The sequence below is a fragment of the Janthinobacterium sp. BJB301 genome (assembly GCF_002735685.1).
In the GTDB taxonomy this organism is placed as follows: Bacteria; Pseudomonadota; Gammaproteobacteria; order Burkholderiales; family Burkholderiaceae_D; genus Janthinobacterium; species Janthinobacterium lividum.
This window is the reverse complement of sequence record NZ_PDZJ01000010.1, coordinates 1-22,024: the sequence shown is the minus strand read 5'-3', so window position 1 is coordinate 22,024 and position 22,024 is coordinate 1. Positions and strand designations below refer to the sequence as shown.

The 22,024-nt window shown below is 60.3% G+C and carries 15 protein-coding genes and 1 rRNA gene; 3 read left to right on the top strand and 13 right to left on the bottom strand.

The annotated features are described in order from the left end of the window. The first annotated feature begins 377 nt into the window (after positions 1 to 377). Complete coding sequence (locus CSQ91_RS28275; protein WP_244517773.1) at positions 378 to 2,366, top strand: sigma-54-dependent Fis family transcriptional regulator; 1,989 nt, start codon at positions 378 to 380, stop codon at positions 2,364 to 2,366. Position 2,367: 1 nt separating this feature from the next. Here the strand turns inward: CSQ91_RS28275 and CSQ91_RS28270 are convergent, their stop codons facing one another. From CSQ91_RS28270 to CSQ91_RS28240, 7 genes are all read right to left on the bottom strand, one after another. Continuing rightward, on the bottom strand, positions 2,368 to 3,378 hold the full coding sequence (locus CSQ91_RS28270; protein WP_099390267.1) for an FAD:protein FMN transferase: 1,011 nt from the start codon (positions 3,376 to 3,378) through the stop codon (positions 2,368 to 2,370). After that, positions 3,368 to 5,470, bottom strand: a complete 2,103-nt coding sequence (locus CSQ91_RS28265; protein ID WP_244965333.1) for a 4Fe-4S binding protein — start codon at positions 5,468 to 5,470, stop codon at positions 3,368 to 3,370. The genes CSQ91_RS28270 and CSQ91_RS28265 overlap by 11 nt, the downstream gene beginning before the upstream one ends. A 57-nt stretch (positions 5,471 to 5,527) precedes the next feature. Next, positions 5,528 to 6,688, bottom strand: a complete 1,161-nt coding sequence (locus tag CSQ91_RS28260) for a porin (protein WP_099390265.1) — start codon at positions 6,686 to 6,688, stop codon at positions 5,528 to 5,530. A gap of 287 nt (positions 6,689 to 6,975) precedes the next feature. Then, complete coding sequence (locus CSQ91_RS28255; protein WP_257217511.1) at positions 6,976 to 8,712, bottom strand: PQQ-dependent methanol/ethanol family dehydrogenase; 1,737 nt, start codon at positions 8,710 to 8,712, stop codon at positions 6,976 to 6,978. A gap of 49 nt (positions 8,713 to 8,761) precedes the next feature. Beyond that, entirely contained in the window at positions 8,762 to 9,151 is a 390-nt protein-coding gene (locus CSQ91_RS28250; protein ID WP_099390263.1) for a DUF779 domain-containing protein, read from the bottom strand. Between the two features lie 55 nt (positions 9,152 to 9,206). Beyond that, on the bottom strand, positions 9,207 to 10,727 hold the full coding sequence (gene adh, locus CSQ91_RS28245) for an aldehyde dehydrogenase (RefSeq protein WP_092613718.1): 1,521 nt from the start codon (positions 10,725 to 10,727) through the stop codon (positions 9,207 to 9,209). A gap of 344 nt (positions 10,728 to 11,071) precedes the next feature. After that, a complete protein-coding gene (locus CSQ91_RS28240; protein WP_099390262.1) occupies positions 11,072 to 12,028 on the bottom strand; it encodes a beta-propeller fold lactonase family protein in 957 nt (318 codons plus the stop codon). Positions 12,029 to 12,232: 204 nt separating this feature from the next. Here CSQ91_RS28240 and CSQ91_RS28235 point away from each other — a divergent pair, with 204 nt between their 5' ends. Then, positions 12,233 to 14,371: a TonB-dependent receptor family protein gene (locus CSQ91_RS28235; RefSeq protein ID WP_099390261.1), complete on the top strand. Its 2,139-nt coding sequence runs from the start codon at positions 12,233 to 12,235 to the stop codon at positions 14,369 to 14,371. A 57-nt stretch (positions 14,372 to 14,428) separates the two neighbouring features. Here CSQ91_RS28235 and CSQ91_RS28230 read toward each other — a convergent pair whose 3' ends face one another. From CSQ91_RS28230 to CSQ91_RS28210, 5 genes are all read right to left on the bottom strand, one after another. Next, positions 14,429 to 15,262 carry a substrate-binding periplasmic protein gene (locus CSQ91_RS28230; RefSeq protein ID WP_257217509.1) on the bottom strand — a complete coding sequence of 278 codons (834 nt, stop codon included), beginning with the start codon at positions 15,260 to 15,262 and terminating at the stop codon, positions 14,429 to 14,431. Positions 15,263 to 15,287: 25 nt separating this feature from the next. After that, positions 15,288 to 15,773 carry a cytochrome c-550 PedF gene (gene pedF, locus CSQ91_RS28225; protein WP_034784660.1) on the bottom strand — a complete coding sequence of 162 codons (486 nt, stop codon included), beginning with the start codon at positions 15,771 to 15,773 and terminating at the stop codon, positions 15,288 to 15,290. 130 nt (positions 15,774 to 15,903) lie between these two features. Continuing rightward, a complete protein-coding gene (gene rtcA, locus CSQ91_RS28220) occupies positions 15,904 to 16,923 on the bottom strand; it encodes an RNA 3'-terminal phosphate cyclase (protein WP_099390259.1) in 1,020 nt (339 codons plus the stop codon). A gap of 5 nt (positions 16,924 to 16,928) precedes the next feature. After that, positions 16,929 to 18,164: an RtcB family protein gene (locus CSQ91_RS28215; protein WP_034784658.1), complete on the bottom strand. Its 1,236-nt coding sequence runs from the start codon at positions 18,162 to 18,164 to the stop codon at positions 16,929 to 16,931. A gap of 200 nt (positions 18,165 to 18,364) precedes the next feature. Next, on the bottom strand, positions 18,365 to 19,936 hold the full coding sequence (locus tag CSQ91_RS28210; RefSeq protein WP_099390258.1) for a vWA domain-containing protein: 1,572 nt from the start codon (positions 19,934 to 19,936) through the stop codon (positions 18,365 to 18,367). A 206-nt stretch (positions 19,937 to 20,142) separates the two neighbouring features. Here CSQ91_RS28210 and rtcR point away from each other — a divergent pair, with 206 nt between their 5' ends. Next, entirely contained in the window at positions 20,143 to 21,750 is a 1,608-nt protein-coding gene (rtcR, locus tag CSQ91_RS28205) for an RNA repair transcriptional activator RtcR (protein WP_099390257.1), read from the top strand. Positions 21,751 to 21,924: 174 nt separating this feature from the next. Here the strand turns inward: rtcR and rrf are convergent. Then, positions 21,925 to 22,024, bottom strand: a 5S ribosomal RNA gene (gene rrf, locus CSQ91_RS28200); the annotation flags it as partial.

Genomic DNA, 22,024 nt, shown 5'->3' with positions numbered 1-22,024 from the left:
CTATCGACAAAGCGTTGTGTTTGTCAGCTGCGAAGAAGGAAGAGTATGAAGCATTTCGCTACGTCCGTCAACTCCTTCTTTTTTCTCACTTTACGCTGCATTTGCATGCGTCGTTCAGCGAGGGGGCAAATTATAGCCTTGCCCCGCACGCCCCGCAAGCGCTATTTTCCAACCCTGTGAAACGGTCCTGGCACCGCACTTGCTTATACAGACATATGCACTGTCCACTGATGCGAGCAACTCTGGGCCTGGCAGCAACACGGGGATAGCCCGGTTCGCTTTGCTTTGCTCCCATCTGTGACAGGTGCTACATTATGGAACACTCTCGATATTCAAAAGAGCGCCGCAGTACAGGGCCCAACGGAGGCAACGAGATCATGTATCAACCGTCAGCTACTTACCGTAGCGCACCGTTTTCGTCCATCGCGGACGCGAACATTTTGCCGGCAGGACAGGACAACGTCCCCGTCATCATCGAAACTTCCCATCAGCGTTCAGTCGCCTTTGGCCTGTCGCCCACAGCCACGCCCGACTTTACGCCGGCGGGCAAATCCGACCTGTCCTTGCTGATCGAGCAAAACCGTCTGCTGCACACGCACGCGCTGCCCGCCATGGAAACCCTGTACCAGCAAATCGTCAATACCCACAATATGGTGATCTTGACGGATGCCAACGGCGTCATCGTGCATTCGCTGGGCGACGATGATTTCCTGGAGAAAGCCAACCGCGTCGCCCTGCAGCCGGGCGTGGCATGGTCGGAACAAAGCCGCGGTACGAATGCCATCGGCACGGCCATCACGGAAAAAGTACCGACGTTGGTCCATGCGGACCAGCATTACCTGGCGGCCAATCATTTTCTCACTTGCTCCGCGGCACCGATCACCGACCACCGGGGCAATGTCATCGGCGTACTGGACGTGTCCAGCGACCAGCGCAGTTTTCACAAGCATACGATGGCCCTCGTGCGCATGTCGGCGCTGATGATCGAAAATCAACTGTTTTCCGCCACCTTCGAAGACGCCATCACCGTGCACTTCCACGCGCGCCCCGAATTCATCGGCACCTTGATGGAGGGCATCGCCTCGTTCACACCCGGTGGACGATTTTTATCGGCCAACAAGAATGGCTTGTTCCAGCTGGGCCTCTCATTTGCCGCGCTGCAATCACACACGTTCAGCTCCCTGTTCGGCTTGCCCGTTTCCGCCCTGTACGACCATTACCGCACGGCCGCCCCCGGTTTGCTGAACCTGTGCATGCATAGCGGCGTGCGCGTGTATGGGCGCGCGCAGTTGCGCCTGTCCAATAGCGTCTTCCAGCACGGCTTTACTGCCAGCACCGACCATAGCGATATCAACGCCGTGCCGGCACAGGTTCCCGCGTCCGCCAGCCATGCGGCCAACGCGGCGCGGCGCCTGTCCGGCTTGCGCTACCTGCGCACGGGCGATCCGCAGCTGGAACTGGTTATCGAAAAGGTCAACAAGGTGCTGGGGCGCGACATCCCCATCCTCGTCATGGGCGAAACGGGCACCGGCAAGGAATTGCTGGCGCAAGCCATCCACAACGATTCGCCACGGGCCATGGGACCGTTTATCGCCGTCAATTGCGCATCGATTCCGGAAACCCTGATCGAATCCGAACTGTTCGGCTATGAAGACGGGGCATTTACGGGTGCGCGCAAGAAGGGTGCCATTGGCAAGATCTTGCAAGCCAATGGCGGCACCCTGTTCCTCGATGAAATCGGCGACATGCCGTTTGGCTTGCAGGCGCGGCTGTTGCGCGTGTTGCAGGAACGCATGGTCACGCCCTTGGGCAGCAGCAAGTCGATCACCGTCAACGTGGAACTCATTTGCGCCACGAATCATAACTTGCGCGAACGCATGGCCAAGGGACTGTTTCGCGAAGACTTGTATTACCGCCTGAATGGCCTGGTGGTCAAACTGCCGCCGCTGCGCGAGCGCACGGACCTGGACACGGTCGTGAAAAAAATCCTGGCAACGGAAGCGCCCGACACGCGCTACACGGTGGCGCCGGACATCCTGCGCATGTTTCACCAGCATAAATGGCCAGGCAATTTCCGCCAACTGACCAATCTGTTGCGCACGGCCATCGTCATGGCGGGTGACGAACATGAAATCTGTTTGCGCCACATGCCCGATGATTTCCTCGACGATATTGAGATGACGCAAGCGACTGCCGCCAGCGCCAGCACGGACCGCATGATCGCGGCCGGCGCCAACCTGGAAGAAATGGAGCAAAGCGTCATTCTCAAATCGCTCGATGCCCACGGCGGCAACGTCTCGGCCACGGCGCGAGCCCTGGGCATATCGCGTAACACGATCTATCGCAAGGTGCCGCATCTGAAATAAGCTAGAGTAGACGGGAAAAGCCGGGCGACATCGCGCGCCGGCCCCGCTTGTCGATGGTCATCAGGTCAACGCCTTCCATTTGCGCGGCCATCGCATGCGCGCGCGCCGCGCCCGTCACCATGAACGTTGTCGACAAACCATCGGCCAGCAAGCCCGTGGGCGCCAGCACCGTCACGCTGGCCAGTTCGCCCGGCGAATCGCCGTTCGCAGGATCGAAGATGTGGTGATGCACGAAGTCGGGCGTGAACGTACATTCGTAATCGCCCGACGTGGCCACGCTGCGCCCCTCCACTTTCAAGGTGGCCGCGAGGATTTCTGCATCGCGCGGATCCTGGATACCCAAGGTCCACGGGCGGCGCACGGAACGCTGCCCCCGCGCAACGAATTCGCCCGTATCGAGCAGCGCGTGCCGTATGCCGCGCGCCTGCACGGCCGCCAGCGCCATGTCCGCCGCATAACCTTGCGCCAGGCCATTCAAGGTCAGCGCCATGCCTGGCCGGAGAAAACGCACTTCCCGGCTATTCCACGCCAGTTGCCGCCAGCCTACCCGCGCCTGCGCTGCGCGCCGCAATGCTTCCGCAGGCAAGCCGGCCTGGTCTGCCGCCGCGCGAAACAGCTGCCATAAAGGTTGCACGGTGATATCAAAGGCCCCATCGCTCCATTGCGACAAGGCATGCGCCTGCGCCAGCACGGCCAACAAATGCGCGTCCGGCCGGGCCAGACGGCCGTCACGGTTCAGCTGGAAGACTTGACTGGCCGGGCTGTAAATGCTCATCAGGCCGTCGATATTCCTCGCTGCATGCAAGGCGTCCTCAATGGCCAGCTCGGCCTGGCGCTGATCGTGGTGCAACACGGTGACGGTAATCGTCGTGCCAAACGCCAGTGCGGCGCCTTGATAAGGCCGCACGCCGGAGGCCGTGGCCGTGCCGCGCGCCATGCTGCCAGGAAAAGACAAGCCCGCCATGCCGGACACGCTGCCTATCGCTGCGGAAATAAACGTTCTACGCTGCATTGCTGCTCTCCTCTGCCGTGACCCGGACTATGGGGATGGTGCGGGCACGCTTGATTTCCAGCATCAAGGGCGCGCATTTTTCATCGCTGGCATAAATCACGACGCAATCCATACACTGGAAACATTCTCCGTAATCAACTTTCCCGCTAGCCGCGATGGCGTGATGCTCGCAACGGTGGCGGCAAGTCTGGCACGGTGTGCCGCACTCCTTGCGACGGGGAATCCAGTTGAACAGGCGAAACCGCCCCAGCAGCGCCAGTGCCGCACCAAACGGACACAGGTAGCGGCAAAAGAATTTGTAGGAAACACTACTGAGCAGCAGCAAGCCTACGGCATACGCGACGAACGGCCAGGCCCGCACGAAGTTCAGGGTGATGGCCGTTTTAAATGGTTCCAGCTCGACCAGCTTGTCCGTGATCTGGCTGGAAAACATGCTGCTACCGAGAATGGCCGCCAGCAAGCCATACTTGATCCATTTCAAGCGCCCATCCAGGCTCGGCTTGATCTTCCACTGTGGCAAGCGCAGCCACTGGCCCAGCTTGCCCGTGAATTCCTGCAGGGCGCCAAACGGGCACAGCCAACCGCAAAACGTGCCGCGCCCCCAGATCAGCAGGCTGAGCAGCACGAACACCCACAGGATCACCGTCATCGGGTCAAACAGGAAGAAGCCCAGACTGCGCCCCGCCAGCAGCGCCTGGATGGCGCCAGTGAGATTGACGATCGATAACTGCCCTTGCGCGTAATAGCCGATGAAGCCAATCGTAAACACCAGGAACAGGCGGCGGAACCAGATAAATTGCCGGCCCTCGCGTACCAGGCGTTTCTGCCAAACCAATGCCCCGGCCAGCAGCGCCAGCCCGGCGAGCAACAGCAGCAACTCAGCCTTGCGCCCCTTCCACGTGCCGCGCCAACTTGCATCGTCGCCTTGCGGCGCCGTATAAAACTCGGACGGCAGACGGTAGCTGATATCGACATTGCGGGCGATGCGTTCGGGATACACGATGCCCTTGTTGCGCGTGATCGGCAGCGTGAACGCCAGCGGGCTGGCCGCATCGAGTCCCGCCTGGCTGATGACGCGCAAGACGGCGACATTTTCCGTCGGCAGCGAGGCCGTATCGGACAGGCTCAATTCCAGGTCCAGATCGCGCATGTCGATGGGCAAGCCATCCTGCTTCAGCAACAGCCGGTCCGGGACCGTGCCGCGCACGAAATCGTCGCCCAGCAGGCTATAGCGCCCGCGCGACATGACGAGGATGGCGTGGTCGCCTTCGTCCAGCCGGTTGCGCAGCTTGTTCCAGCTGCGTTCCGTCAAGAGATTGCGCCCTACACTGGGCACGGACACATAGGCCAGGTAGAGGTCGATGAAGACGCCATCGGGCGCGCGCGTCGCTTCCATATCGAGTCCCGCGCCGGGACTGCCGGCAAACAAGGTTTCCACATCCTTATTGCTCAAGCGTACGTGCTGGATCAAGCCCCGCTCGAGCATCTGCTCCACGCTGAGTTTCTCGAATACCTCCATGCGGATACGGGCAATCTGGTCCGGGTCGCGGCCTTGCGCAAATCCCAGTTTTTTGCGCGACACTTTCAAGGCCGAGGCCAGCACGCTTTGGTTGATGATGCGCACGGAGGCCGTGGCCTTCGACACGCCATCGATATCGGCATGCGTGGCATCTGGCGCGCGTTTCTTTCTGGCATCGATGGCAATATTCTGTTTCAGCGACAAGCCCTGGTACTGCTTGACGAACTGAAACAGCGGTGCCTCTCCCAAGCCATCGAGAAACACGGGTTCATGCTGCGACAGCACGGCGACGTCCAAAAAACTCCCTTGCGGATTGATGGCGATCAGCAGATTGACGGGCACGCCGGAAAAGCCGGGAATGGGCGCCAGGTCCACGGATTCAAACACGTAGCCGATCAGCTCGGTGGCCGTGGCGTTTTGCTTGAACAGGGGCCAGACGGGCAAGTCGGCTTCCTTGTCGCCCACGACAATGGGAGCAGGAAAGCGCCGCGCCAGCTCGGCCTTGGTGAGCACGCCTGCCCACGCCTGTCCCAGAATAAACAGGAATAGCCAGCACGCTATAAACAACCGCATTGTCCTCATGCACTACGCTCCGTGCGGCGCCTTGTCGCAAGGCGCCGCGTTCATGTATTAGAAGAAAATAATGCCGCCCAGGGACACGCCATTCATCTTCGCTTCGCCACCCGTAAAGCCTTTCGAGCGCGTCTGGCCCAGCTCGCCCACCAGGGTGATCGCGCTGTTGAGCGAGTAATACGCCCCCAGGGTCAAGTTGGCATTCGACTTCAAGCCGCCCGTGCCGGCCGTGTTGTCGTCGTTCTTGCTGATACCGTAGGACAAGCCAAGCTTCAGCTTGTCCGTCGTTTTATACGTGCCTTGCAGCAGCCAGTTCTTCGACTTGGTATCGCCCTGGTCCGCATCGGACAAGATGCCTAGCCCCTTGCCGCCCTGGAAGTTGAGCAGCACGCCGGCCGGCCCCATCTGGTAGGAGCCGCCCACTTCCACGCCGCGCATGGTCAAGTCATCGACACCTGCGGTTTTCGAGGTGAACTTTTGCGACTTCACGCCCAGCCAGGCTTTCAAGCCATCCTGCGCATACGTCAGCTGCGCCTGCACTTGCGGACTCGACTTCGATGAATACGTCGAGCCTGCAACAATCGGCGTATCGGAGACGGGGCTGACCAGCGCCACATCGACGCCAACGCCGCCCGACTTCGGCGAGCTGTACATGATCTGGCCATAGTTGCCCAGATAGGTATAACCGGCGCCGATATGGCCCAGTGTCACCCTGCCCCGCTGCGTCGCCTGCACCGGTGCACCCGAACCCAACAAGGTCATGTCGGACAAAATCGCATTCGCGCCGAAGATGCCATAGTCGCGGCCCAGCTTGAAAGTGCCCATGTGCTCATTGCCAAACGTAAAGAATGCCTGGCGCACGTCGACCACGCTGTTCTGGCTGATGGCGCTGTCCGTGGCCGTCGAGTTGTAGATGCCGATCAAGGCTTTCACGTCGTACTCGCCCAGGCGCGAGCTTGCCGAGGTGATCAAGCCATTCGGCAGCAAGCCGTTGCCGATGGTGGTACGGTCCTTTTCTCCGCCGCAACCGAGCGCCTGCCCGCCCAGCGCCAGCCCGCCCACCGCATCGCCCGAACACGACACTTGCGTGTAATAGGCGTTGACGATGCCGCCCACCGACACGGTCCAGTCGCCAGCCTTGATATCGACGGCTTGCGCCTGCCCCACCGCTGCGATTGTCATGACACCCAGGCTCCCCAGCTTGCTCAATGTGTTCATTTGTTCTCCTCTTTCTTTTCTGTTTTTAGTGTGCACACCAGTGATTGATGTACCTCAAGCTTTGGCAATAAGCGTGCCCAGAACGGCTCAGAGGGAGAAAGAGAAAAAGCGTAGTTAACGTGTGCAGCAGCGGATCAATCGCCACTGACAGTGTTCATTTTTTGACCGCAAGCAGGCGTATCGTGCATCCAGGTAAACAAAAAACTGACGGCCTGGGCCGTCAGCAAAAAGAAAACATCCGGCGGACAGGGAGACACCCATCCGTGTGGCCCGGATGTTTCACCCCGTTACTTCGACGCCAGCTTGAAGACCCACACGGAACCGCCCTGTTCCAGGAAGTTGACCTTCTTCGCCACTTCGCCGCCCCACAGCGGCACCGCGCCCCCCCAGCCGGAAACGACGGCCACGTATTGCGTGTCGCCATCCTGCCAGGTGACGGGCGGCGCCACGACGCCGGAGCCCGTCTGGAATTTCCACAGCTCCTTGCCCGTCTTCGCATCGACGGCTTTCAGGAAGCCTTCCGGCGTGCCGTAGAACACCAGGTTGCCGGCCGTACTCATCACGCCACCCCACAGCGGCGCGTTGTTCTTGATTTCCCAGACGATCTTGCCCGTCTTCGGATCGATGGCGCGCATGGCGCCGATGTAGTCGTCAAACAGGGGCTTGATGGTGAAACCGGCACCGAGGAAGGCGCCGCCCTTCTTGTAGCTGATCGGCTCGTTCCAGATGTCCATGCCCCATTCGTTCGCGGGAACGTAGAACAGCTTGGTTTGCGGCGAGTACGCCATCGGCATCTGGTTTTTGGCGCCGAGGAAAGCGGGCGCGGCAAACACGGTCGTGCCCTTCTTGCCTTCCTCTCCCTTGGTGGGGTCGCCAGGGCGGCCGGCAGCAATGAAATTTGGCCGGCCCGTCTTCAGGTCGATGCTGCTGGCCCAGGTGATTTTCTTCACAAATGGAAAAGCGTTCTGCAGCTTGCCATTGGCCGCATCGATGACATAGAAGAAACCGTTGCGGTCGGCCTTGCCGCCGTAGCGCTTGCCATCCATGTCGAAGGTGACGAATTCGTTGGCGCCATCGAAATCCCAGGCATCGTTCGGTGTGTTCTGATACGCCCACTTGATCTGCCCCGTTTTCACGTCCAGCGCCACGGTGGATGACGAGTACAGATTGTCGCCGGGACGCAAGTGGCTGTTCCACGGCGCCGGGTTGCCGGTACCAAAATATGCGAGCTTGGTTTGCGGATCGTAGGTGCCGCCCATCCACGTCGAGGCGCCGCCCGTTTTCCACAAGTCGCCCGGCCAGGTCTTGTTCACGGTACCGGACACGCCGTTATCGATGGCCTTGCCATCCTTGTCGTAGCGGTGCCCCATATGGCCCTCTACCGTCGGACGGCTCCACACGAGATCGCCCGTCATCGGATTGCGCGCTTCCACCCGGCCCACGATGCCGAATTCCCCGCCCGACACGCCCGTCAGCAGCAAGCCTTCGGCGATCAGCGGCGCGGCCGTCATCGAGTAGCCGGCCGCGTAGTCATCCACTTTCTCCTTCCAGACGATCTTGCCCGTATTCTGGTCCAGCGCCACCAGGTAGGCGTCGAGCGTGCCGAAAATCACCAGGTTGCCGTACAGGGCGGCACCGCGGTTGACCACGTCGCAGCATGGCATGATGCCGTCTGGCAAGCGATGCTCATATTTCCACAGCTTGGCGCCGGTTTTCAAATCGACGGCAAAGATGCGCGAATACGATGCCGTGACGAACATCTTGCCGTTGTGAATCAGCGGCTGCGATTCCTGGCCCCGCTGTTTTTCGCCGCCAAACGAGAACGACCAGGCTGGCACCAGCTTGGCCACGGTCTTGTCATTGATCTGCGTCAACGGCGAATAGCGCTGGCCCTGCGTACCCATGCCAAACGACAGGACGCTGGCCGGATTCTTCGCCGTACTGTCGAGCATGGCATTCGTGACATTGCCCACGTCGGCCGCCTGGGCCAGCGATGCCAAACCCAAACCGATGAGTATCCCCATGATTTTTTTCTGCACAATCATCTCCCTCTGTTTTATTAGTATGTGTGTATCAAGTCTTGCGGTGCTCATGCGGCTGGGCATGCAACAGCGCGCACTCTTCATCCGTGAACAGGCGCGAGCGCGTCAAAAAGCGCTTGCCCGTGCCGTTGTCGAGTGAAAACATGCCGCCATTGCCGTCGACCACATCGATAATCAACTGGGTATGCTCCCAGTACTCGAATTGCTCGAGTCCCATGTAGAACGGTGTGCCATTCAAATTGCCGAGATAGATATCGGTGTCGCTGACATCGAACTCGCCCAGCGCATAGCACATGGGCGCACTGCCGTCGCAGCATCCGCCCGACTGGAAAAACATCAGCGGGCCGTGACGCCGGCGCAACTTGTCCATCATTTCCAGCGCCGCATCGGTGGCGACCACCCGGGCAATTGCTGCACTCATCGCATCCCTTTCTGCGCGCCGCGCCTGGACTGCAGGCGCGGCGCCTGTTGCCGGTTTAGAAGAAGCCCAGCGCTTTCGGGCTATAGCTCACCAACAAGTTCTTCGTTTGCTGGTAGTGATCGAGCATCATCTTGTGGTTTTCGCGGCCGATACCCGATTGCTTGTAGCCTCCGAACGCGGCATGGGCCGGATACAGGTGGTAGCAATTGGTCCACACGCGGCCCGCCTGAATGGCGCGGCCCATGCGGAAGGCGCGCGAACCGTCACGCGTCCACAGGCCGGCCCCCAGGCCGTACAAGGTATCGTTGGCAATCGCCAGCGCGTCGGCCTCATCCTTGAAGGTGGTCACGGACACGACGGGTCCGAAGATCTCTTCCTGGAAGATGCGCATCTTGTTATTGCCCTTGAACACGGTCGGACGCACGTAGTAGCCGCCTTCCAGGTCGCCCGCCTGCGTGTTGCGCTCGCCGCCGGCCAGCACTTCCGCGCCTTCCTGGCGGCCGATGTCGAGGTAGGACAGGATTTTTTCCAGCTGCTCCTGCGAAGCCTGCGCGCCGATCATGGTGGACGAGTCGAGCGGATTGCCCTGCTTGATGGCGGCCACGCGCTTCAAGGCCCGTTCGATGAATTTCTCGTAGATCGATTCCTGGATCAGCACGCGCGATGGGCAGGTGCACACTTCGCCTTGGTTCAGCGCGAACATGGCAAAACCTTCCAGGCACTTGTCGAAATAATCATCATCGGCATCCATCACGTCTTCAAAGAAGATGTTCGGCGACTTGCCGCCCAGCTCCAGGGTGACGGGAATCAGGTTTTGCGCGGCATAGCCCATGATCAGACGGCCCGTGCCCGTTTCGCCCGTAAAGGCGATCTTGGCGATGCGCTTGCTCGAGGCCAGCGGTTTACCCGCTTCCAGGCCGAAACCGTTGATGATGTTCAACACGCCCGGCGGCAGCAAGTCGCCGATCAGCTCGATCAACACCATGATGGATGCCGGGGTCTGCTCGGCCGGTTTCAAGACGACGCAATTGCCGGCGGCCAGGGCTGGCGCCAGTTTCCACACGGCCATCAGAATCGGGAAATTCCAGGGAATGATCTGCCCCACGACACCCAACGGCTCGTGGTAGTGGTAGGCATAGGTTTCCGCATCGATTTGCGCGACGGAACCTTCCTGCGCGCGGATGCAACCGGCGAAGTAACGGAAATGGTCGATGGCCAGTGGAATGTCGGCATTCATCGTTTCGCGGATCGGCTTGCCGTTGTCGATGGTTTCCGCCGTGGCGATCAGGCTCAGGTTCTGTTCGATGCGGTCGGCGATGCGGTTCAGGATATTGGCGCGCTCGGCCGGCGAAGTCTTGCCCCATGCCTCCTTGGCGGCGTGCGCGGCATCCAGCGCCAGCTCGACGTCTTCCGTCGTGGAACGGGCGATCTCGCAAAACGGCAAGCCTGTGATCGGCGTGATGTTAGGAAAGTACTCACCTTTTACTGGTGCAACGAATTTGCCGCCGATGTAATTGTCATAGCGTTGTTTGAAGGGATTGGCTACGCCCAGTTTGCTGATGTCTGCGAGATTCATGTCGTCCTCTATCGGGTTAATTAGAATGGAATTACTTAATTAAAATCAAACGTCCTGGTACAGATGGGGTGAGTACACGGAGTCTTCCGCAAATGCCGTGCCAGCTCGCCATCCCACTACAAACTTAGCCGGTTTTATCCCTGTTACAAGGGCGCGGCATCAAACCCGGCACGTTTTTCAGCGCAGGCCACCTGCTTGGGTGGGGACGTGGGCCTGTTTGCATTTTGAACAAGGTAAAGACGTCCTGTTCCAATCCGGGCCAGCCCTGCGGCATCTTCCCTGCGCCGCTGCACAATGGAACAGGTGTACCAGACTGGAACACCTGCGCCTGTGCCACCAAGGAATCAACGAATCACCACGCCCCATGGCAATTCGCCCACGGCAATATCGGCTACTTTCTGCGCGCTGGCCGTGTCGATGACGGACACACTGTTCGAACGGCCATTGGCCACGTACAGCTTGGCGCCGTCGGGCGTGATGGCCATATTCCACGGACGTTTGCCGACGGGAATGGTGGCCGTGACCTGGTAGCTGGCCGTGTCGATCACCATCACCGTGCCGTCCGTGCCATTCGAGACATACACCTGCTTGCCGTTGGGATGGACCACGATGCCATTCGCATTCTTGCCCGCTGGAATGGTGGCAATCGCCTTGCGCGCGGCCATGTCGATCACGTACACGGCATTGACCAGTTCGCACGCCACATAGGCGCGGCCCGAGTCCGGACTGAAACCAATGCCGCGCGGACGCAGTCCCACGGCGATGGACGCGACCTGGCGGCGTTGCGCTACATCAATGACATCGACTTGCTCCGCCTCTTCCGCGCTGACCAGCAGCCAGCGTCCATCCGGGCTGAAGACGGCATGTTCCGGGTTGCGTCCCTGCACCTTGATATCGGCGAGCAAGGTGCCTGTCTGGCCATCGAGCAAGGCCACGCTATTGTTTTCCTCGACGGCCACTGCCACGTAATGACCGTCCCGGGAAGCGCTGACGCCTTCGGGCGACTTGCCCAGCGCCACCGTGCGCACGGGCGCGCCGGCAGCGTTATCGATCAGCAACAAGGCGCTGCTGGCCGCATCCGTGACAAACAATTGCCGTCCGCTGGGGTCGGCGGCGATGCCGCGCGGCCGCTTGCCTGCGGCGATCTGACGCACTACCTGGTCGGTAGCCGTGTCGATCACGCTCAAGGTGCCCGATTTTTCATTGGGGACATAGGCAAAGGGAGCTGCCTGGAGGGCGGTGCTGGCGAGCGCCGGCAACAGCCAGCAAACCTGGCGCAAGCACGAGAAGAAGTTGGGCATAATCACCTTTTCAATGGCAAAACACAGGAAAAGCGCGCGGCATCGGCGCATCTGCCCATTGCTGTATGCAAACGCCGTGCCACTGACACGCGTATAATTTCAGCCCACCAATGGAGACATGGCAGGCATATTGCTTGATAAGACTATGCAGACCTGTACCGCGCACGCGATCAAGCAGGCTTTTATTCACATTGGAGAATCCGCATGCAGCACCGTTTCCGCCTGAACACCATCGCCAGCCTGTTTGTCGCCGGCAGCGCCACCCTCGCCCCCCACGTCTTTGCCGCCGAAGCAGTTGACCCGGCCAACGGGCAACTGATGGATACGGTGGTCATCAGCGGCAGCCGCATCGCCCATCCCAGCCAGGAAGTGCCGGCCTCGATCGACGTGGTCGACAGCGCGCGCATCCAGGATGGCCAAATCCGCGTCAACGCGTCGGAAGCGCTGGCCGCCGTGCCGGGCCTGGTCGTGCAAAACCGCCAGAACTATGCGCAAGACTTGCAGATCTCGTCGCGCGGCTTCGGCGCACGCTCGGCCTTTGGTGTGCGCGGCGTCAAGCTGATCAGTGATGGCATTCCCGCCAGCATGCCCGACGGCCAGGGCCAGGCCGCCACCTTCAACCTCGATACGGCCGAGCGCATCGAAGTGCTGCGCGGACCGTTTTCTGCCATCTACGGCAACCATTCGGGCGGCGTGATCCAGCTGTTTTCCAGGGATGGACAAAATCCCCCTTCCGTCGAACTGAATTTGACGGGCGGCAGCTACGGCACCAGCAAGGTCGATCTCTCGGCGCAAGGCCAGGCAGGCGGCATCGGCTACGTGCTCGACGGCTCGCGCTTCCGCACGGACGGTTTCCGCGACCATAGCGCCGCCACGCGCGAACAGGCGTTCGGCAAGGTCACCGTCAAGCCGACGAAGGACAGCAAGCTGACCATCGTCGCCAACAGCCTGCATCAAGGCAATACGCAAGATCCGCTGGGCGCCACCTGGGCCACGTTTGCCGCCGACCCGCGCGCCGGCGAAATCGACGCGACGGACACGCAAAACCCGAAACGCACCCTGGCCGAACGCTACAACACCCGCAAGAGCATCGACCACCAGCAGATCGGCGCCACCTATGAACAGTCGTTCGGCGATGACCGCCTGCACGTGATGGTGTATGGCGGCAACCGCGACGTGATCCAGTACCAGGCATTTACCAAGGGCTTCCAGGCGCCCGCCAGCCATTCTGGCGGCGTGGTCGACTTCCAGCGCCAGTTCTACGGCATCGATACCAACTGGCTGCACGTGAACCAGTTGGCCGGCGGCAAGCTGAGCACCACCATCGGCATCGATTACGGCCGCTCCAGCGATGACCGCACCGGCTATGAGAACTATATCGGCGAAGTGTACGGATTGAAGGGCAAGCTGCGCCGCGACGAGCAGAATGTCGTGTCCAGCCTCGATCCGTATATCCAGGCGGAATGGCAAGGCGGCCCGTGGCTGCTCAGCGCAGGCGTACGCTACAGCAAGATGAAAGTGGCGGTCGACGACCATTTCCTCAGCAACGGCAACGATAGCGGCAGCCTGGAGTTCAGCCACACGACACCGGTGCTGGGCCTGCTGTACAAGCTGACGCCGAACGTCAACGTGTATGCCAGCGCCGCGCGCGGCTTCGAAGCGCCTACCTTGAATGAACTGTTTTACTCGGGTACGGGCGGCGGCTTCAATTTCAACTTGAAACCAGCGACCAGCACCAACCTGGAAGCTGGTATCAAAGCCAGGATCAATAACAATACGCACGTCAACGCGGCCGTGTTCCAGATCAAGACCAACGACGAACTGGTGGTCGACAAGTCCAGCGGCGGACGCACCAGCTACCGCAATGCGGGCAAGACCTTGCGCCAGGGTATGGAAGTGTCGCTGGACTCGAACCTGCCGTATGGTTTCACGACAAAAGTGGCACTGACCAGCCTGCACGCCGTGTATGACCAGGCGTTTGGCAGCGTGCGCGAAGGCAGCCGCTTGCCGGGCGTGCCCAGCGCCAACTTGTTTGCGGAACTGGCCTGGAAAGACACGCTGGACCGTTTTGGCGCGGCGCTGGAAAGCGTGGCCAGCAACCAGGTCTACGCGGAAGACAGCAATAGCGAAAAGCCGGCGCCCGGCTATACGGTGTTCAATGCGCGCGTCAACGCCAAACAAAACGTGGGCAATTGGCGCTTCAAGGAATTTGCCCGCCTGAACAATCTTTTCGACAAGACCTACGTGGGCTCCGTCATCGTCGGCGACAGCAACAAGCGCTACTATGAAGCGGCGCCGGGACGCAATTGGTTGCTGGGTGTTAGCGCCCAATATAGTTTCTAAAACTAAAAAGCCCGCGCCTCTTCCGATGCGCGGGCTTTTAAACTAGTACAAGCTACTTCAGGGCCGTGCTTCCTTCACGCCATATTTTTCAAAGATGGCTTTCAATTCACCGCTGGCCGCCATCTCGTTCATGGCCGCCTGCAGCAACTTTGCCACGTCGAGCTGCTGGCGGCTGACGGCCAGGCCCACGGCCCAGCCGGCACGCGGCAAGCGGGCGAACGCCACTTCGCTCATGGGGAAAGCGGGATCGCTTTTCAGCACCGATTCGATTTCCGAACGGTTGGCCAGCACGGCATCGAGCTGCCCTGCCTGCAATTGCTGCAAGGCTTCGGCCGCCGTGTCGAAGATGCGCACGTCGTCGCGGTACTTGCCATTGTCTTCACCCAGCATCAGCATGGCCGCAATCGAGACTTTTTCCACGCCGATGCGCTTGCCGGCCAGCGAAGCGACGCCATCGAATTGCGGCACGGCTTGCGCGCTGCGCGCCAGGCGCACGGTTTCCACGTAATACGGCGCGAAGATCTCGACCTTGTCGTTATCCGCCATCAACTTCTTGTCGACCGGCACATGCAGCATCACATCGGCGGGACCATAACCAAGGTAATGCCCCTTCCACACCATATTGCGCAAATCATCGTTCAAGTTTTCGCCGGCGGGAAATGGCAGCAAGCTCAGTTTCAAACCCAGCTTTTTCGCCAGCGCTTCGGCGATGTCGATATCGATGCCCGCGCCCTTGTCGGAAAACGGCGCGAACTCGTTATACACAGCCACTTTCAGGCTGCCCGACTGCTGCACTTTTTGCCAGTCGGCGCGCACCGGCGCGGCTGCGCACAGCGCCAGGCAGGCGAGCGAGATCATCGCGCGCGCGCCCCGGAATTGAAATGAACGCATGGGACTCCTTTGTGATCAGTTCGATTTAATTCGACTCGCGGCGGGTTTCCAGATAGGTCTTGATGGCCCACATGGCTTCCTGGTTGAACACGCCTTCAAACGGCGGCATGTACACAGCGCCATTACGCACTTTACCGTGGCGTATGGTGGCCAGGTAGTAATTATCCGTCTCCTTGTAGCAAGCCTGTTTCTTTGTCTCATTCTTGATACCGAAGCAATCGCGGTCCAGCTGGCGCAAATCCGGCGCGATGCCGCCCGAGATGGCTTCGATGCCGTGGCAACGAGCGCAATTCTGGTTGTAGGCCGAGGTGCCCACCGTCAAGGCCAGCTTGTTGCCCCGATACGGGTTTTGCTCAAGCCACTTATCGCCTACCTTGGGCAAGCCCGTGGTATCGACGCCTTGCGGCGTGACATTGCCGTGCGCATAGGCATGCGGCAAGGTCAGCAGGGAAGTGAGGGCAACGGCGCCGGCCGCCGCCACGCCGAGCAGGGTACGAATGGAATAGGTCATGCTGGTCTCCTTGGTTTTTTAGTGAATATCCAAGAAGAGCAAATGCCATGCCATGCGTATATGCCCCACGTCCGGCCACCCATGTATCAATTTGGAACAGCTGCAACACGTAGTTGTATCATCGCGCGCGTCAGGCGGCGGCCACCGTGCAGATGCTGCTTCGCGCCTGCTGCTCGAAAGTGATACGCACGGGCAAAAATTGGGCAATCACCTCCGCATTCGTCAGCGCATGCTGCGACACCTTGTTGCAGCTGAAGGTGCCGCCGCCCGCCAGCGCCATCGGCAGCAAGAGCTGGTCGGCCAGGTGCTCGCCGACGGCCGCGTCCGTCTTGAGATAGGCGCGCACCTCGTTCAACAGGCGCTTGGCCACGGACTCGGCCAGCAAGGACTTTTCGCCGAACGACGTAAACACTTCCGTGACATGCTCATGCTCCAAGGTCAGCAACAGGACATTGCCCGGTCCCTGCTCCGACGGCAAGCCGACGATGCGCAGCTGCTTGCCGCTCCAGCCCATGCCGCCGGCGACACGCTCGAGCTCGCGCTGCGCCACCCGCACGTGCACGCCCGCCACCACGCTTTCCGCATACCCCGCCTTCCGTTCACCGCGCTGCAGCAATGCGATGGGGCGCAAGCGCTGGCACGGTTGCACGGTGGCCATCACCTCGCCGCCGCCCGCAGGATGAAAACCATAGCGTTGCAGCGAAATATCCACCTCGGCCCCCATCTGTTCCAGGACACGGCCATACGCGCGCTGCAGGAAATGCACGGGCGGTGCCATGGCATTGTGCGTGCCGCCACTGATGCGCACGGTGGACGGCCCATCCGCATGCAGCAGGGCCGGCAACAGGGTTTGCAATACCAGAGTGCAACTGCCCGCGCTGCCGATGGCAAAGCGGTAATCGCCGCCACGCAGGGGACCAGGCACGAATTCCAGGCTCGACGCGCGCAGCGCCACCGGCGTCGTGCGCGCCCCGCAAATGGCTGTTGCCGCCTGCACAGCCAGCAAATGCTGGCGCAGCAAGCCGGGCTTTTCCCGCCCCGCGCGAATATTAATCAGCCGAAACGGTTGCCCCGTGATCATCGACAAGCTCAGCGCCGAACGTAAAATCTGTCCGCCGCCTTCGCCTTGCGCTCCATCTATTTCTATCATCTCTCTTATCCTTTGACGCAGACGACCTGCTTCAAGATATGCACGACATCGACCAGCTCGCGCTGCGCCAGCATCACCGCATCGATATCCTTGTAAGCCATCGGAATTTCATCGATCACGTTTTCATCCTTGCGGCATTCCACGCCTTGCGTGGCGCGGATCTGGTCGTCCAGGTTGAAGCGCCGCTTCGCTTCCGTGCGGCTCATCGTGCGTCCCGCGCCGTGGCTGCAGCTATGGAAACTCTCCGCATTGCCCTTGCCGCGCACGATAAAACTCTTCGCCCCCATGGAGCCGGGAATGATCCCCAGTTCGCCGGCACGGGCCGACACGGCGCCCTTGCGCGTAATCAATACATCCTTGCCGAAGTGGTGCTCCTTCTGTACATAGTTATGGTGGCAGTTGACGGCTTCCACGTGCGTCTGGAACGGTTTATGGATGACCGTGCGCACGGCGGCGATCAGATTCTGCATCATCACTTCGCGGTTGTTGCGCGCAAAGCGTTGCGCCCAGCCCACCGCCTCCACGTAATCGTCGTAATGCTGCGTTCCTTCGGCCAGGTAAGCCAAATCCTGGTCGGGCAGGTTGATGAAGTGGGTGCGCATATCCTGCTTGGCCAGTTCGATGAAATGGCTGCCGATGGCATTGCCCACGCCGCGCGAACCGGAATGCAGCATGAACCATACGGAACCCTGCTCGTCGAGACAGACTTCGACGAAGTGGTTACCGCTGCCCAAAGTCCCCAGGTGGCGATAATTGTTCGTATTTTTCAGCTTCGGCGTTTTCAGGCAGATCGCATCGAATTCGTCTTTCAGCTGCAGCCACGCGGCATCGACCACCGAGGGCGGCGTATGCCAGGAACCCTCGTCGCGGCCGCGGTGTCCGCGCGTCTTTGGCGACATCCCGTGTGGAATGGCGCGTTCAATGGCGCTGCGCAGCGGCCCCAGATTATCGGGCAAATCATTCGCCGTCAGCGTGGTTTTCGCCGCCATCATGCCGCAACCGATATCCACGCCCACCGCCGCAGGAATCACGGCGCCCAGGGTGGGAATCACGCTGCCGATGGTCGACCCTTTACCCAGGTGGACGTCGGGCATGACGGCGATGTGCTTGTAAATGAACGGCAGGGTCGCCGTGTTGCGTAATTGCTTTTTGGCCGCTTCTTCGACGGGCACGCCACGGGTCCACATTTTCACAGGACGGCTGCCTTCGGTATGCAGGACTTCGTATTCTTCTTTTTTCATCGCTTCTCTCATTTTCTATTGTAATCAGTACGACAACCCGACAAGGAGGGACAGGATTTTCTGGCGGCGTACTGCGCGCGCCAGGCCGGTTTGACGCGGCTGATCGATGTAATCCTGTCTGCATTCGGGGCACTGCGGCGCATGACAAGTCTGGACAGGACGTCTCTTATGTAGTCTTGTCCGCATTCATGCGCTTTACTTCAACAACCGGTTGCCGCGATATCGATGGCGGCGATTTCTCCCACCCAGTGGGCGGGGTCCAGCTGGCCGGCGGCAAAGGCGGCGATGATCTTGAAGACGTCATCGGAAAAACCGCCGATATTCAGGATATCCTCGCATTCCATCGCCTGCGTCGTGGCATGCGGCGCAATATCGATGCACACCAGTTTCGCCTGCGGATTGCGCTGCTTGAACACCTTCCATTGTCCCATCGTCGCCGTGGCGCCGCTGCGTCTGGCGTCGATCCACGATTCGTTATCGGACACATAAATCACCAGGTCGGCCAGCTCCTTCTTGCTGTTCATGCGCATCAGCGGTGCGCTGCAATTGGTGCCGCCGCCACCGATGGCCGCCAGCTTGGCCGCGTTGCTCATCACGCTGTCATCCGCAGCCAGCCCGCACGTCACGACGCTGTGCTCGAACGGCAGCAACATCGCATCCGGGTTCTTGCGCAGCATGGCCGCCGCCACCAGCGCCGCCACATCGATGCAGCGCACGCTCGACGTGGCGCTGCCGCGAAAACCGCTGACGGGCGACGACATCGAGCCGGAGACGTCGGGGCACACCACCACCCTGCCAGCGATCCGCGGCACGTTCGCCAGCGCTATTTCCAGCGCCGCTTCCAGCGCATCGCGCACGATGGCCGGCACGCTCTCACCGGCCGCCAGGTACGCGGACAGCAGCTGGTACGGAAACACCCTTGCCCGGCCAATCGCCTCGGGATCGCGCAGCTTGGCAGCGATCAGTTCCGGCATGCCGGCTATCGCATACACGCCGTGACGCCCAAAGGTGTTCAGATTCATGCGCACCATTTGCCAGCTGCCCTGGCGGGCGATCTGCGCCCAATCCTGCGCGCTCAACGACAGCGCCGTCAGCATCTGGAACGGTACGTCCGGTATCGCTTGCGAAGGATCCGCCTTGTAGGCCTCGAACGCGGCCAGCGCCGGCGGCAGCGCCTTGGCATCGTAGGGCTTGCCGATCAGCCAGGCAAAGAATGCCTCCCGCCACGCTTCCTGCGGTTTCGGATGCACCATCTTCACCACGTCGGCCAGCGAAGGCGCATTGCCCACGGCGGCGGCCAGCAAGGCCTGTTCCGAAGCGGTGTTCAGCCATGCCTGCACGAGCTTTTTCGGACGCGATCCCAGCGACTTGCGTCCCACGGCGCCGGAGCGCATGATCTGCACAAAGTTACGCAGCATCTTGCCGTTGTTGATGACACGCCGGAATGCCGGTGCGAATTGCGCAGCGCCCTGCCCCGCCAGCACGGCCACCAGCAAGGCCGGCATGTCTTTCATGTAGCCCCGTTCGCGGCAGTACACGGCCGTCTGCGCAATGAAGGCGGGGGCGACCGCCTGGCACAGCTCGAGTACTGTTGCCAGCTGCGCTTCGGCGCTGGCATAAAACGTCGTGTTCAGGCAGCCGGTGGCCGCGTATTGCGCCAGCTGATGCCGGGGCGTCAGCGCATAGGCTGGCGCGCCTTCCGCATTGCGCGCCAGGGCCGCTGGCAAGGTTTCTGTCTGTTGCGCGCTCTGGAATAACTGGGCGTTGGCCATTTTTCGTCCCTCTCTGCTCTCTACGTTTATCTCGTTGGTATCTCCTCTATTGCAAGCGCTGTGCCAGCTTTCAATAATTCCTCAAAAATTTTCATAACCAATTGATTTCATTAAGTAATATTTCCACGCAAGCTGTGCACTGAAAATATCCCTGTCATGGCGATTTGGAATACAATTATCTTTTAAGATAAATTTTTATCTCATATATGCAAGCAAAACGCACCGTCGTTATCGGTTTTCTCGGCACGCAGCTCGACAACGGCAGGGGAGCGGCACGCTGGGAAAAATGGCGTCCCAGCATCGCCCTGACCCAGCATGAGGACAAAATCATCGACCGCTTCGAGTTGCTGTACGCGGGCAGCCAGTTCGACAACCTGGTACGCCAGGTGTCGCAGGATATCGCCAGCGTCTCGCCTGAAACCAGGCTGGTCGCCCACGAACTGCCCATCAGCGATGCCTGGGACTTCGAGAATGTGTATGGCGCGCTCTATGATTTTGCCAACAACTACCCTTTCGATCCGGACAAGGAAGACTATTGGATCCACATCACCACCGGCAGCCACGTGGTGCAGATCTGCATGTTCCTGATGACGGAAGCGCGCTATTTCCCCGGCCGCCTCGTGCAAACGTCGCCGCCAAAGCGCCAGGGCGCCGGCAATCCCGGCAGCTACGCGCTGATCGACCTCGATCTGTCGCGCTACGACCAGATCGCCCAGCGTTTTACGCGCGAACAGGCCGAAGGCGTAGCCTTCCTGAAGTCCGGCATCGCCACGCGCAATGCCAAGTTCAACGGCATGATCGATGAAATCGAGCGCGTCGCCATCAAGTCAAAAGCCCCCATGCTGTTGATGGGGCCGACCGGTGCCGGCAAATCCGTCCTCGCGCGCCGCGTGTATGAACTGAAAAAATCGCGCCATCAGATCGATGGCAAGTTCATCGACCTCAATTGCGCCACCCTGCATGGCGATGGCGCAGCCTCTACCTTGTTCGGCCATATCAAGGGTTCCTTCACGGGGGCGGGCTCGGACCGGCCAGGCTTGCTGCGCAGCGCGCACAAGGGACTGCTGTTTCTCGATGAAATTGGTGAACTGGGGCTCGACGAACAGGCGATGCTGCTGAAAGCCATCGAAGAAAAGCGCTTCTTTCCCGTCGGTGCCGATACGGAGGTGCAGAGCGACTTCCAGCTGATCGCCGGCACCAACCGCGACTTGGGCATAGAAGTGGCGGCCGGCCGCTTCCGCGAAGACCTGTATGCGCGCATCAATCTGTGGACATACGAATTGCCGGGCCTGGCGCAGCGCCCGGAAGATATCGAGCCGAACCTGGAATACCTGCTGACGCAATACAGCACGGAGACGGGCGAACGCGTGCGCTTCAACAAGGAGGCACACGAGCGTTTCATGCGTTTCGCCACCCTGCCCACCTCGGCATGGAAGGGTAATTTCCGCGACCTGTCCGCCGCTGTCACGCGCCTGGCCACCCTGTCGGAAGCGGGACGCATCACGCATGGCGTGGTCGACGAGGAAATCCGGCGCTTGAAGCGCATGTGGCAGCATCATGACAAGCCCGCCGCCAGCACGGAAATCGACCTGGCCGATATTATGGGAAGCGAGGCAGCCGCGCAGCTCGACCTGTTTGATGTCCTGCAGCTGAGGTCGGTAATTCAGGTATGCCAGCAATCGAACAGCTTGTCCGATGCGGGTCGCAAGCTGTATGCCGTATCGCGTGATGCGAAGGCCAAACCAAATGACGCTGACAGGTTGAAAAAGTATCTGACGAAGTTTGGCTTGAGCTGGGAAGAAGTGAGTCGATAAAACGCCGCACCCGAACCGCCGGGGTCAGACCCTCCACACCGCCAACGCCAGATTCGACGCCAACGCGGGAGGGGGTCTGACCCCAGCCTGCGTTTGGGGTTCGCCATCACAAACCGCCAGACGAAAAAAAACCCGCCAATTGATTGACGGGTTTTTCTCTACTGCGAATAACAAGCCTGACGATAACCTACTTTCACACTGGTTGCAGCACTATCATCGGCGCAAAGTTGTTTCACGGTCCTGTTCGGGATGGGAAGGGGTGGGACCAACTTGC

Bases quoted from the DNA above. Each gene is read 5' to 3' on its own strand.
- adh (WP_092613718.1), bottom strand. From the start codon at position 10,727: ATGAATCTCGCAGACATCAGCAAACTGGGCGTAGCCAATCCCTTCAAA.
- CSQ91_RS28265 (WP_244965333.1), bottom strand. From the start codon at position 5,470: ATGCGGTTGTTTATAGCGTGCTGGCTATTCCTGTTTATTCTGGGACAG.
- CSQ91_RS28215 (WP_034784658.1), bottom strand. From the start codon at position 18,164: ATGAAAAAAGAAGAATACGAAGTCCTGCATACCGAAGGCAGCCGTCCT.
- CSQ91_RS28240 (WP_099390262.1), bottom strand. From the start codon at position 12,028: ATGCCCAACTTCTTCTCGTGCTTGCGCCAGGTTTGCTGGCTGTTGCCG.
- rtcR (WP_099390257.1), top strand. From the start codon at position 20,143: ATGCAAGCAAAACGCACCGTCGTTATCGGTTTTCTCGGCACGCAGCTC.
- CSQ91_RS28250 (WP_099390263.1), bottom strand. From the start codon at position 9,151: ATGAGTGCAGCAATTGCCCGGGTGGTCGCCACCGATGCGGCGCTGGAA.
- CSQ91_RS28210 (WP_099390258.1), bottom strand. From the start codon at position 19,936: ATGGCCAACGCCCAGTTATTCCAGAGCGCGCAACAGACAGAAACCTTG.
- CSQ91_RS28260 (WP_099390265.1), bottom strand. From the start codon at position 6,688: ATGAACACATTGAGCAAGCTGGGGAGCCTGGGTGTCATGACAATCGCA.
- CSQ91_RS28255 (WP_257217511.1), bottom strand. From the start codon at position 8,712: ATGGGGATACTCATCGGTTTGGGTTTGGCATCGCTGGCCCAGGCGGCC.
- CSQ91_RS28270 (WP_099390267.1), bottom strand. From the start codon at position 3,378: ATGCAGCGTAGAACGTTTATTTCCGCAGCGATAGGCAGCGTGTCCGGC.
- CSQ91_RS28275 (WP_244517773.1), top strand. From the start codon at position 378: ATGTATCAACCGTCAGCTACTTACCGTAGCGCACCGTTTTCGTCCATC.
- CSQ91_RS28230 (WP_257217509.1), bottom strand. From the start codon at position 15,262: ATGCGTTCATTTCAATTCCGGGGCGCGCGCGCGATGATCTCGCTCGCC.
- pedF (WP_034784660.1), bottom strand. From the start codon at position 15,773: ATGACCTATTCCATTCGTACCCTGCTCGGCGTGGCGGCGGCCGGCGCC.
- rtcA (WP_099390259.1), bottom strand. From the start codon at position 16,923: ATGATAGAAATAGATGGAGCGCAAGGCGAAGGCGGCGGACAGATTTTA.
- CSQ91_RS28235 (WP_099390261.1), top strand. From the start codon at position 12,233: ATGCAGCACCGTTTCCGCCTGAACACCATCGCCAGCCTGTTTGTCGCC.